At 35.0% G+C, this 12,157-nt stretch carries 14 protein-coding genes; 3 read left to right on the top strand and 11 right to left on the bottom strand.

Translation table 11 applies throughout. The features are described from left to right. Positions 1-75: 75 nt before the first annotated feature. The 7 genes from copZ to PB01_RS02935 form a co-directional block, all read right to left on the bottom strand. The gene (gene copZ / locus PB01_RS02970) at positions 76-285 is read right to left on the bottom strand and encodes a copper chaperone CopZ (protein WP_151698802.1); all 210 of its coding nucleotides are present in this window, start codon (positions 283-285) and stop codon (positions 76-78) included. A 15-nt stretch (positions 286-300) separates the two neighbouring features. Continuing rightward, a complete protein-coding gene (locus tag PB01_RS02965; protein WP_151701943.1) occupies positions 301-588 on the bottom strand; it encodes a metal-sensing transcriptional repressor in 288 nt (95 codons plus the stop codon). A gap of 324 nt (positions 589-912) precedes the next feature. Continuing rightward, positions 913-2,199, bottom strand: coding sequence for an IS91 family transposase (locus tag PB01_RS02960; RefSeq protein WP_151698801.1), 1,287 nt, complete (start codon positions 2,197-2,199; stop codon positions 913-915). Positions 2,200-3,099: 900 nt separating this feature from the next. Then, on the bottom strand, positions 3,100-3,450 hold the full coding sequence (locus PB01_RS02950; protein ID WP_151698799.1) for a disulfide oxidoreductase: 351 nt from the start codon (positions 3,448-3,450) through the stop codon (positions 3,100-3,102). Continuing rightward, a complete protein-coding gene (locus PB01_RS02945; protein WP_225986149.1) occupies positions 3,440-4,093 on the bottom strand; it encodes a DsbA family protein in 654 nt (217 codons plus the stop codon). Before PB01_RS02945 ends, PB01_RS02950 begins: the two co-directional genes overlap by 11 nt. A 42-nt stretch (positions 4,094-4,135) precedes the next feature. Next, a complete protein-coding gene (locus PB01_RS02940; RefSeq protein WP_151698797.1) occupies positions 4,136-4,984 on the bottom strand; it encodes a M56 family metallopeptidase in 849 nt (282 codons plus the stop codon). 3 nt (positions 4,985-4,987) lie between these two features. Then, positions 4,988-5,401 carry a BlaI/MecI/CopY family transcriptional regulator gene (locus PB01_RS02935; protein WP_151698796.1) on the bottom strand — a complete coding sequence of 138 codons (414 nt, stop codon included), beginning with the start codon at positions 5,399-5,401 and terminating at the stop codon, positions 4,988-4,990. Positions 5,402-5,590: 189 nt separating this feature from the next. On the opposite strand from PB01_RS02935, the gene PB01_RS02930 reads away from it, so the two are divergent. The 3 genes from PB01_RS02930 (at position 5,591) to PB01_RS02920 (ending at position 8,660) form a co-directional block, all read left to right on the top strand. Then, positions 5,591-7,780, top strand: a complete 2,190-nt coding sequence (locus PB01_RS02930; RefSeq protein WP_151698795.1) for a DNA topoisomerase III — start codon at positions 5,591-5,593, stop codon at positions 7,778-7,780. A gap of 361 nt (positions 7,781-8,141) precedes the next feature. Next, positions 8,142-8,450 carry a hypothetical protein gene (locus tag PB01_RS02925; RefSeq protein WP_151698794.1) on the top strand — a complete coding sequence of 103 codons (309 nt, stop codon included), beginning with the start codon at positions 8,142-8,144 and terminating at the stop codon, positions 8,448-8,450. 30 nt (positions 8,451-8,480) lie between these two features. Continuing rightward, the gene (locus tag PB01_RS02920) at positions 8,481-8,660 is read left to right on the top strand and encodes a hypothetical protein (protein WP_151698793.1); all 180 of its coding nucleotides are present in this window, start codon (positions 8,481-8,483) and stop codon (positions 8,658-8,660) included. Between the two features lie 238 nt (positions 8,661-8,898). On the opposite strand, the gene PB01_RS02915 is transcribed toward PB01_RS02920, so the two are convergent. The 4 genes from PB01_RS02915 to PB01_RS02900 form a co-directional block, all read right to left on the bottom strand. Further along, positions 8,899-9,381 (bottom strand): GNAT family N-acetyltransferase, encoded by a 483-nt coding sequence (locus tag PB01_RS02915; protein ID WP_151698792.1) that lies wholly within the window; start codon positions 9,379-9,381, stop codon positions 8,899-8,901. Positions 9,382-9,528: 147 nt separating this feature from the next. Continuing rightward, positions 9,529-9,933 (bottom strand): pyrimidine dimer DNA glycosylase/endonuclease V, encoded by a 405-nt coding sequence (locus PB01_RS02910; RefSeq protein WP_151698791.1) that lies wholly within the window; start codon positions 9,931-9,933, stop codon positions 9,529-9,531. A gap of 131 nt (positions 9,934-10,064) precedes the next feature. Beyond that, positions 10,065-10,436 (bottom strand): hypothetical protein, encoded by a 372-nt coding sequence (locus tag PB01_RS02905; RefSeq protein ID WP_225986148.1) that lies wholly within the window; start codon positions 10,434-10,436, stop codon positions 10,065-10,067. 363 nt (positions 10,437-10,799) lie between these two features. Beyond that, positions 10,800-12,098 carry an arsenic transporter gene (locus PB01_RS02900; RefSeq protein ID WP_151698789.1) on the bottom strand — a complete coding sequence of 433 codons (1,299 nt, stop codon included), beginning with the start codon at positions 12,096-12,098 and terminating at the stop codon, positions 10,800-10,802. Positions 12,099-12,157: the final 59 nt, after the last annotated feature.

Genomic DNA, 12,157 nt, shown 5'->3' with positions numbered 1-12,157 from the left:
TGATTTTCGCCTCTCCCACATACCGCTATGGGGTATATATTTTTGTTAGAAAAAGAGCGCCTTTACAGCACTCATTTATTTCACTTCGTATCCTTGATCATCAATTGTTTCTTTAATTTTCTCAACTGTTATTTTTTCTTCATCAAATGATACATCTACTTTTCCAGTCTCTAAATGAACATTAACTTGCTCCACGCCATCTAATTTTCCAACATTACTTTCCACTGCATTTACACAATGACCACATGACATTCCTTGCACATTTAATGTAACTTGACTTACCATATAAAATTCCTCCTCTTATTTTCTCATTAATTTTTGAAACGTTACTAATAACTCGTCTAGTACTTCATTATCCCCTTCAGCTAGCCTTTCCACTACACAACCTTTTAGATGGCCTTGCAAAAGGACCTTTGCCACACTATTCAAAGCTGATTGAGTCGCAGAAAGCTGGGTAATAATATCATCACAATAGACATCTTTGTCTACCATGCCTTTAATTCCTCGAATCTGACCTTCTATTCGATTTAAACGATTTGTTAAGTCTTTTTTAACATGTTCAGGATGATGACTTTTACGACAAGACATTTCCGATGTGGTAGTACTCTCTTCTATAATATTGTCCAATTAGGCAACCCCCTATCCTTACTACTAATATAGTATACCTGTAAGGGGTATGCAAATAAAATGACTTTATCTGTTATAAGAAAAACCGGGCAAAAAGACGCCCGGTCCTTTTTTGTTTATTTTACGTCCGATATTTTATACACCATTCCATGTATTCCTTTGTATACCCTCGGATACATTTGCGCTCCACACTGTTCACATTCAAACATGGGTGGAACAGTTGGATCTCCATCGTCCATTCGATCGAAGTCTCTTACCACTTGGTAAGGAATTTTCTCTTCCGCATCACACAGTAGACATTCGTATATTACTGGTGCCTTGATAATAGTTGGTTTGCTTTTGTTTTTCTTTTTGCGTGGTTTGCTGACTGGTGAAATGACGAATCACCTTTTCTAAATAGTTTCTTGTATTGTCGCATATAGCTACCCGTATCGTTAGTATCCCCTCCTGAAGACAGACTTCTCTCTTATAGATGTAGCAGTTGTCACATTTTGGGCACCTCAAAGGATCCGGCTGTTTGGCAGCCAGAAATTTCTCTCTCCAATTACGTCTTTTTAGTTTAGAACCTATTCTAACGATCCACTTCTTTACTTCCTTCTGCCATTCCGTCAGTAATTTTCTAGTATCACCTTTGGTTTTACGTGAGTACATACCATAATGACGTATAGTTTTGAATTGTTCATCGGGGATATGACGAATTAATCGGGAAATAAACTCCTCCACAGAAATTGTTTCTTTCTTTTGCCGACCATTGGTCTTATCTTTGTAAGTAAAAGTTACGTTTTGACCATCATATGCTTCGATCCGATTCAACCCTATTGCAGGTCGACGCATATAACGCCCAATGTATCTTAGTTGTTCTTCTATCTTTCCCTTTTGTTTTGGTGCATGTATATAGAAACCTTTCCCATTATTTTGGTAGGCTGCTTGAAGTCGTGATTGCACTTGCTTTTTCTCTCTAGGATTTAAATTCTTTCTGATTAGTTTTAAGACAACCGTCTGCCATTGCTTCCGAAGCATCCCAAAAGGTAAGAAATCATATTTTACGTATTCACCTTGTGCATTAATACCTCCCATAGTCACTAACATATGGACATGTGGGTTAAAATTAACTCTTGATCCGAATGTGTGGAGACCTGAGATTATACCCGGAATCACCTTTGTTTTTTTATAAAAGTAATCTCTAAGAAGTTTAGCAGCTTCATCCATCATTGGTTTTAAAAGATGTCTGTGTAGTAAGAAGACTTCACGCAATCCTTCATCTACCGTAAAAATCACATGTCGGTGGTTGACTTGAAACATATCATGGGATATTAGACGGCTCCATTCTTCACTTTCTCCCACTGAACAGGTTGTACAGAAACGTCCTTTGCATCGATAGGCAACTTTTTTTACATCATGACACCCTTCACATACAAAGAGTTTGAACCCATTAACTACCTTTCCGCATCCCTTGAACTTTTCTACTTCTTTTACAACTATAGGTCTTACCTTGTTTTCATGTTTCAATAAAAATTGATTCCAATGATTATGCTCATCAAAAAATATTCGTTTTAATATATTCTTTTCCATATAACAAATGTACCATGAACCCAGTGTTCATGGTACATTTTCATATACTTTCTTATCTTGTAAGAAAAACTCTAGAGTCCTTTAAGTGCTCTTGTCTTCTCTATCCCAGAGTGCTTTGGACGAATCGTCGCTACACTATTACCTGTGTTTTTTTTTGGATCGTGAAGTGACTGCGTCACTTCGCGATCCATTTTTTTCAGTAATCTTGTGGCGGATGTTTGTCCGTCGCCTCTTGGAATATATAAAGTCAAGGTGCGTAAGGTTTGTTTAAGGAGAGATTAGATACTTTCCTATTCTTTTAAAAGCGGACGAAGATGCAATTTCGTCCGCTCAGCGCTTCTTTACCTATAGATGCTATCTATTTTTTCAGGTTCGACCAACTCTAATCATCTGCCCACTTATTCAGGTATACTGTGGACGCTAAATGTAAAGACAAATAGGAAATTCTGTGTAAAGTAGTCACCATCAAAAAGCGCTTCAAGTGGTTGTGAGTACTCGATTTTTAGTATATCAGTTTCATATACTTCCTTCTTAAGTACTACTCACTTAATGGATTGTAGTGAAAGGTGGCGACTCCAGACGGAGGCCAACAGGATGTTGGTCACGAAGGCGTTTCCACACGATGTGGCGCTCTTAGCCTTCGTTCCTCGGAGACAGATGAGACATCGCAAGCGACGCGAATGTGGCGCCCCTACGGAAAGCGACCACCTGAAACGGAAATCCGCGGTATCATTTAATTCTTTAAAGTAATATGAACATTGCTTTCGCAGGAGGAAAATCCATATACTTTCTTAATCTTAAATAAAACCTCCCTTTGAGTTTAAGGGAGGCCAAAGAAAAGTATTATTATTTACGCTTCATAAGCATTAGCATCATAATTGTGATGATAGTAAAAGCTATTTATGCCAAAAAAGGAATTGTTACAAAACCTAGCCAGTTAATATATTGACCTGAGCATGGAACCCCGCTCGTACATGCGCTGAATTCATGCATGGAAGGAATTTTTTGCAATGCATAATGATAACTTGAAACAGCCACACCAATGACCGAAATCGGCAAAACATACTTATAAATATCTCGATCATTTCGGTAAAAAGCAATGCCTAGGAAAAAGACAAGTGGATACATTAAAATTCGTTGATACCAGCAAAGTGTACAAGGAATAAAACCCATACGCTCACTAAAAAACAAACTCCCTACCATTGCTATTATGGATGCTATCCAAGCTAAGAGAAGAGGTTTATTTACCACTTGTAGCAGCCTCGTCCACCATTTTTATAAAATCATCCATTGTTCTTCCCTTGAATTCTTTTCCACCAATAAATATCGCTGGAGTGGAAGAGACACCTAGATTTTTTGCCGTAGCCATATCTTTGTCCCAAGCTTCTTTTCCTTCATTTTTACTGAAGGCAAGCATTACTTTTTCCGTCTCTTCCGGACTTGCTACCTTCTCTAAAACTGCTTTTAAAAATTCTTCTGTCATTACATTTTCTTGACCAGATTCTGTTATTTGATTGGCAAATAGTAGATGATGGAATTCCCAGAATTTCTCATTGCCAAGTTCTTTGTAAACTGTTTCCGCAAATTGTGCAGCTGTTATTGAATCAGCGGCAATAAATGAATAGTTCATAAAATAAAACTTTGCTTTGCCTGTTTCCACTAATTCTTTATTAATGATTGGAAAGAGACTATTATTAAACTCTTCACAGTGTGGACATTTGTAATCACCAAATTCAACAATTTCAACTGGCGCAGACTCTTCACCAATATACGGTTGTTCTTCGTATTCAATATTAACTCCCTTTTCTTTCACATCTGTTAACACAACAATCGCGATTAAACAAACTGCTACTACACCGATAATCCAAAATATTTTCTTAGACAAAATAAACACTCCTAATTCGAACTACATTATGTAGTGTGATTGATAAAAAATTTACGCTAATGCGTAAATAAAAAATGCACAGATTAAACTAAATATGGTTAAAGATATGAACGCAACCTCTAACGGAATCTTTAATTGGATTTTCTTTACCGGATTTAACATATATTCAATCCGGTAATTTACAGACGTATCAGCAAATGACACATACGTAAAAGCCATTTTTTCTTGTTTCCCTACCTTTAGCATTTTCAAAAGGGCACTGCCCAAATTCACCGATGTTTTCTGTTTTTCAATTGCAAATTCATCCGCCAATACTTCCTGAATGATTCTATATTTTTGATTAAACCATTTCAGTATGGGTATATAACCCATCGTAGACGCGAAAAGGGATAACAAAAAGATTTTTAGAGGATCACGATTTTCTTTATGGTATTTCTCATGAGATATGACCGCTTTTAATTCCTCTTCATTTAAAAGATTTATCAAACCTGTTGAAATAACAATTTTAGGTCGAATAAACCCCATCGTAATAGCAATTGGTCCTGGATAAGAGATAACAACCAGGTCCTCTTTTCCACTTGTATACATTCCATTCATTTCGATAGTCAACATTTTCTCTCTATATTGCTGAAATCTTTTCTTCATTCGTGAAGCATGAATTAATTGCGAACTCATTTTCCAAAATGAAAATAGTAGCGTATAAATGACGAGCGCATCGAGAACATATTCGAGTGAGGACAGTCCAATTGATTTTAATGTACTGTGACATACTTCCACTAGATTAAACTTGATATTCCAGCCTGCCAACATTGCAATGACGTATAAAGCCATTTGAATTAAAATTGTACCAGAAATGATAAGTGACACGAAAAATATAAGAGAAGATGGACGTTTAGACATATATTATAATTCCTTCTTCAATTCTTTAATTTTAAGTTCGAGTTTAGCAACAAGCTCATCATCTACGTCTTCCAGTGCATCTAGCATATGACTTACAACAACGTTTCCGAATTCATCCATTAATTCGTTTGTCATCTCTCTTGACTGCATATTCAAAAACTCATGTCTTGTTTGAATTGGTTGATATAAAAATGATCTTCCTTCTACCCTCTTCTGAAGAATTCCCTTTTCTACTAATCGATTCATGACAGTCATAACTGTGTTAAAATTCGTCAATTTTTCCCGATCTAGAACTTGCTGAACATCTTTAATGGTCATTTCCACATCGTTCCATAAAATATCCATAATTTTTGCCTCAAGAGGTCCAAAAAAGCGGTTTAATCCACTTTCATTAATCTTAAATTTTCTAATCAACACGATTTTATCACCTCACATTACTCATTGTAGTGTTAGACAGTTTTCCAGTCAACAATTGTTAATTGGATTAAATTTAATTAATATATCTGTAACATTCAATAACTTAACTTTAGTGTATGCTTTCCTACCAATTGCTACGTTTTGTGCTATATTTAAACTCAATGGTTACCGTGGAAAGGATGTTTTAATATGAAGAAAAGTGTAGTAATTGCAGAAAAACCTTCCGTAGCTCGCGATATCGCACGGGTATTGAATTGCAATAAAAAAGGGAATGGATTTTTAGAAGGAGATAAATATATCGTCACTTGGGCACTCGGGCATCTTGTTACACTCGCAGATCCTGAAGTGTACGATACCAAATATAAAACATGGAATCTGGAAGACTTACCTATGCTTCCGAATGACTTAAAGTTAGTTGTCATTAAACAAACAAGTAAACAGTACAACGCGGTCAAAAGCCAAATAGTTCGCACGGATGTCAGTGATATTATTGTAGCAACTGATGCTGGACGCGAGGGTGAATTAGTAGCTAGATGGATTATTGAAAAAGCAAAAGTAAACAAGCCGATTAAACGTCTATGGATCTCATCCGTTACAGATAAAGCAATTAAAGAAGGATTTCAAAACTTAAAACCTGGTAAGGCTTACGAAAACCTATATCATGCGGCAGTAGCCCGTTCGGAAGCTGATTGGTATATCGGATTAAATGCGACTCGAGCACTAACAAGTAAATTTAATGCGCAGTTATCATGTGGACGTGTACAAACCCCAACAGTCGCAATGATCGCAAAAAGAGAAGAAGAAATACGCAGTTTCAAAGCGAAGACGTATTACGGAATTGAAGCACATACAGACCAAAAACTAAAGCTAACATGGATAGATAAACAAACAAACGACACTCGTACATTCTCCAAAGAAAAAGTAGAACAGATCGTTGCAAAAGTAGATAAAAAACAAGGTACAATTGTGGAAGTTGATAAGAAACTGAAGAAAAGCTTTGCACCACAACTTTACGATTTAACAGAACTACAACGTGATGCAAATAAGATTTTTGGTTATTCTGCCAAAGAAACGCTTGGCATTATGCAAACATTGTATGAGCGCCACAAAGTAGTAACATATCCTCGTACGGATTCAAGATACCTTTCAAGTGATATTGTTGAAACACTACAAGAACGTTTAAAGTCATGCGGCATCGGACAATATAGACAACTCGCTAACAAAGTTTTACTTAAACCTATTAAAGCAAATAAGGCCTTTGTAGATGATAGTAAAGTATCAGATCATCATGCAATCATTCCGACAGAGGAAATTGTAAATCTAACTAACTTCACGGATAAAGAACGCAAAATATATGACTTAGTTGTGAAACGTTTTATAGCAGTACTCTACCCTCCTTTCGAATATGAACAAATTACAGTTAAAGCTTCTATTGGAGATGAAACATTCGTAGCAAAAGGTAAAACTATACTTTCATCTGGTTGGAAGGAAGTTTATGAAAACCGTTTTGATGAAGATGAAAATCCTGAAGAAATGAAGGAACAAATACTTCCTCGTATTGAAAAAGGCGATAAGTTATCTATTAAATTGGTTACAGAAACTTCTGGGCAAACAAGACCTCCAGCAAGATTTAATGAAGGTACCTTACTTACTGCAATGGAAAGCCCAGCAAAATACATGGGTACACAAGATAAGGAACTAGCAAAAACACTCGATAAAACGGGCGGACTAGGAACTGTTGCTACAAGGGCTGACATTATCGAAAAACTTTTCAATTCTTTCCTAATGGAGAAAAAAGGGAAAGACATTTACCTTACTTCAAAAGGTAAACAACTGCTCGATTTAGTTCCATCTGACTTAAAAACCCCTGCCTTAACGGCTGAATGGGAGCAAAAATTAGAAGCTATTGCGAAGGGCAAATTGAACAAAAACGTTTTTATTAATGAAATGAAAATCTATACAAAAACGATTGTACATGACATTAAAAACAGCGAAAAAAAGTTTAAACATGATAATGTTTCAACAAAAAGCTGCCCAGATTGCGGCAAACCAATGTTAGAGGTGAACGGCAAAAAAGGTAAAATGCTCGTTTGCCAAGATCGTGAATGCGGACATCGTAAAAATGTAGCAAGAGTGACGAACGCCCGTTGTCCACAATGTAAGAAAAAGCTCGAACTTCGCGGAGAAGGTGAAGGACAAATCTTCACATGTAAATGTGGCTATCGTGAAAAACTATCTGCTTTTGAACGACGTAAAAAGAGTTCTGGTGGAAAAGTGGATAAGCGTGATGTTCAAAAATACTTAAAAAAACAAAATCAAGAAGAAGAACCTATGAATAATGCGCTTGCAGAAGCTTTAAAGAAATTGAATTTGAAGTAATATTACTTAAGCCGATTCTTTTTGGAGAATCGGCTTTTATTTGTCTCTACTAAATATTGGTTAGTCGATTCCTTTTCTACTATTTAGTCTAACTAATATAAGGAAACATTGATATGTAGTTACATATTATCGTTCGTTATGTAATTGCACCTTGTTCTCTTTTTCGAGATTTTCATATGTTCTTTATGTGTTATGCACATGATATGTATCTATTGTTCAGTGGACTGTTAACAGCACCAGATTCAATTATCGTACATGTTTTGGTAAGTATCTTTACAATCTTTTCCGAGTTAAAATATAGAGTGCTGACGAAAAGAGATTTTACTTTAATGAGAAGTAAAGTCGAGGAGGGACTGGTTAAATGAAGATAATTCTTCAAGCGATTATTGGTTCATTGTTAATTCATTTGATTTATATAGTTTACACTTTTTTAGGTGGTTATTTAAAAACAAAATACTATACTCCAGATATTACAAGTACCTGGGATAATGTATACGTGCTTCAAAATGAAGTAGCGTTCGGTATGGTTAGTTCCCCATTTTTCTATGTATTTTCATTTTTAAAAGTAGCTATTATTTGTGCTATTTTAATATTTACTTATGAAAAATGGTTTAAGAATAAAGTGCGTTGCTTCAAGACAGGGCAGATTAATAAAAAAAGAAATAAATAATATGGAAGAATTAAGAGGGATCTATCAACTATGTCGCATCCATATAAACAATTTGAGGATACAATTCTATGGAAAGTTATTAATAAAGGTATCCATGATCTTATACATAATAATGACATTGAAGAAATGACACGAAGAGAATACATCGTTGGCTACCTTTGTAAGTTAGTAACAGAATCAGAAACAGAAAATCAAAAAAACACACTTTAACTGATTTAGGAGTATAGATTCAAATTACCCATTACTTATAGCCTTATTATTTTAAGTAGAGTAACTTAGAGATACCGTTGATTTCCGCTATGGCGGACTTTACGCAGGCATGGCTTCAGTCTCCTCGTCACTGCCTGCGCAAAGTCCGCTCAAGCTATTTCCAAAGAAGCCAACGCTTCCGCTTCAATTAAATTGTGCACTACTGGAGACGGATATCCTACTAGCTAATCAGTTTTAGTTAATCCAAGAATGTTACTTTTTTTATCATTTTATAATTAGTTAAATTGACACCTTTCCGTTCCACAATTTGTGTACAAATTATTTTATACCCTCGCTGTTCAAAAAATGGTTTAGCCGTAATACTAGCTTCCGTATCAATTTCTAAAAGATTTAATTTCTTTGCCTGAGATTCAAGTATATCAACTAAAGCTGTAGCAATACCTTTCCCTTGATATTCTTTATGTACATACAATCTATCTAGATGTCCACTATGTGTTAAATCGCTAAAACCAACAATTTTATTATTCAGTTTAACAACATATGTTATATTTTCATTCAAAGATTCTTTCCATGATTTTACTTTGGATTCTTTTTCGTTTCTCGGTGCCCAAGCATCCAATTCGGATTGTGAATAGTCTTTGGAATTGACTGAATGAACCGTTTCATAAAACAAGGAAACAATTTCTTCCGTATCAAGTGGGTTAAATTTAACTATTTTCATTTTTTCTATTTTATCCTTTCTATAAGCACTATCAATTTCACTATTCTCTGAGCCAATCGTTAGTAGAACAAGAAAAAAAGAGCCATCTAAACAGCTCAGTGTTATTTATACCTATGTTATATTTTTTGTATGTTATTTACAATTCACTTACTGAGACAACAGTATGTCATCTACGTACTTACATAAATTATCATACATATCTTCTTCATAATCTTTCTGACCACGTATAAATTTTTCCTTTAGATTGTAATAGCAAATTTGAAGATATTCTCTGTCGTGATGATTTTTAAAAGGTTTAACATTCTTAACTGACTCTAAATCTTCGAAGTAGTTATCCATTTTTTCGTATGCTCTAACTTTATAACCACGCTTCTTCATTTCATCCATTACTTTTACTGTATAAACATACAACTCGTCTTTAGGATATTCGTATATATAATTAATTAATATGTGTTTATCTTCTTTGGCAAATATACTATTTAATTCTCTCCACTGTGAAAGTAGTTGTCCTCTTGGTAGATACTCTAATAAATCCACATGCCACAATCTCATTTTTTATTACTCCTTATTTCAAAAATACAGTTCTATTATTAATTATCAATATTCCTTAAAAAGATATGTCTAATACAGCTCATTGAACTTCAACTAAAGCACACGTTTGTTGAACAAAAAGATGCAAATCCTCATGGGGACAAATGTTTATAATCTAATATTTCAATTTCGAACCCATGATTGCATTTTTGCTTATTTATACTGTCACTATCACAGGATGGAGATATTCTTACTTTAACTAAATCTACCTTAACATCATCAAGATTTTTCGAAGGGATTTCAATTCTTACAGCAACATCATAAGAGTGATTGTCATTGTAAGTCATACCAACAATTCTGTTCCAATGCCAGCTAATAGGAGCATCCTGTCCATACTCCTTTATTACTCTTTTATCAATAATCGGTAATAAAATATCTAAAATAATGTCCTCTGTTGTGACGTACATCCCTTCTACTTCTAAATTGGTTTCTGATTTAACAACTTGCGCAAGAGTAAATACCAAAAATAAACATCCTAACAAAATCAAGTATCGCTTTATCATCAAGATTCACCTCAGATTTGTGTTTACTATTTATTCTTCCCACATTGTTATTTTTCATTAACCTGCCCCGGTAGTTTAAGTGTAAACCTTCACTAACCCATTTTCACTTTAACATAAATATCCAATTTTAGGATACTATTTTATTCAGTTGTAGGATAGGTGTCAACAGACCATTTTACGAAAAGTCAACCATTTCCTTTAACATTGCCTATAAAAAAAACCAATTTGATTCTTTCAATCGAGTTGGTTTAAACTAATAGGATTCGAAAAGATTATAACTATTCCAGACAACTTAATATTGTTATATTTCAGTATCAGCTTTTATTACGAAACGATCAACAACCAAACATAAAGACCAACTAGCGTGATGAATAATGTCGGAATCGTCAAAACTATCCCTACTCTAAAGTAGCTATCCCACGATACTTTAACTCCTTTATGAGACAACACATGGAGCCACAATAATGTTGCAAGGGATCCAATTGGTGTAATTTTAGGTCCTAGATCAGAACCGATAACATTAGCATAAATTAATGCTTCACGCATTGTACCCGTTGTGGAGGTTTCTGCAATCGCTAAAGCATCAATCATAACTGTAGGCAAATTATTCATGACCGAAGATAAAATGGCTGCGATAAAGCCCATTGCCATCGTCCCCACGAATAAGCCTTGATTGGCTGCAGCTTCGATAGCCTTCGCCAAAACAGATGTTAGTCCCACATTTTGAAGTCCGTATACAACGACATACATGCCAATGGAGAAAAAAACAATATTCCAAGGTGCTCCTTTTACTATCTTTTCCGTTTTTATAGATGGACTTCTTCTTGCCATAACTAAAAAGAAAATGGCGATTATCCCAACTACAAACGAAACTGGAATACCAATAAATTCACTAGAAAAGTACCCAACTAGTAAAACTACTAATACAAACCAGGACAGCTTGAACATTTTAATATCCTTTACCGCATCCATTGGTCGTTTTAAATTGTCAGTATCATAATCTTTCGGGATACTTTTACGGAAAAATAAAAACAATACAAAAATACTTGCAACTAATGAAAAAAGATTGGGTACAATCATTCGAGTTGCATATTCTACAAATCCAATCCCAAAGAAATCAGCAGATACGATATTTACCAAGTTACTAACGATGAATGGAAGTGAAGTCGTATCCGCAATAAAACCACTCGCTATAATAAATGGAAACACCATTTTTTCATTGAAATTCAAATTTCGAACCATCGCAAGTACAATTGGTGTCAAAATAAGGGCTGCTCCATCGTTCGCAAACAAGGCTGAGACCATCGCTCCAAGAATGGATACATAGATGAACATGCGAACGCCATTCCCTTTTGCAGCTCGTGCCACATGCAGCGCCGCCCATTCAAAAAATCCAATTTCATCTAAAATAAGTGAAATAATAATGATCCCAATAAATGCGAGTGTTGCATTCCACACAATGCTCGTAACATCAAGCACATCATGGAAATCAACGACTCCAACTAAAAGTGCAATAACTGCTCCTCCACATGCTGACCAGCCAATTGATAAATTTCTAGGCTGTAAAATAACAAGTGTGAGCGTAATAACAAAAATAATGATTGCGGTAATTGTAGAAACCAAGTAAAACCCTCCAAAACAAACAAATTCTCAAATAATACTACCATAGAAAAAAGTAAAAA

It is taken from the genome of Psychrobacillus glaciei (assembly GCF_008973485.1).
Taxonomy (GTDB): Bacteria; Bacillota; Bacilli; order Bacillales_A; family Planococcaceae; genus Psychrobacillus; species Psychrobacillus glaciei.
Note: the sequence above shows the minus strand (reverse complement) of the source record. Positions and strands in the feature narration are given on the sequence as shown.

Coding starts and splice junctions, on each gene's coding strand:
- copZ (WP_151698802.1), bottom strand. CDS start 285: ATGGTAAGTCAAGTTACATTAAATGTGCAAGGAATGTCATGTGGTCAT.
- PB01_RS02965 (WP_151701943.1), bottom strand. CDS start 588: ATGTCTTGTCGTAAAAGTCATCATCCTGAACATGTTAAAAAAGACTTA.
- PB01_RS02960 (WP_151698801.1), bottom strand. CDS start 2,199: ATGGAAAAGAATATATTAAAACGAATATTTTTTGATGAGCATAATCAT.
- PB01_RS02940 (WP_151698797.1), bottom strand. CDS start 4,984: ATGTCTAAACGTCCATCTTCTCTTATATTTTTCGTGTCACTTATCATT.
- PB01_RS02930 (WP_151698795.1), top strand. CDS start 5,591: ATGAAGAAAAGTGTAGTAATTGCAGAAAAACCTTCCGTAGCTCGCGAT.
- PB01_RS02925 (WP_151698794.1), top strand. CDS start 8,142: ATGAAGATAATTCTTCAAGCGATTATTGGTTCATTGTTAATTCATTTG.
- PB01_RS02920 (WP_151698793.1), top strand. CDS start 8,481: ATGTCGCATCCATATAAACAATTTGAGGATACAATTCTATGGAAAGTT.
- PB01_RS02915 (WP_151698792.1), bottom strand. CDS start 9,381: ATGAAAATAGTTAAATTTAACCCACTTGATACGGAAGAAATTGTTTCC.
- PB01_RS02910 (WP_151698791.1), bottom strand. CDS start 9,933: ATGAGATTGTGGCATGTGGATTTATTAGAGTATCTACCAAGAGGACAA.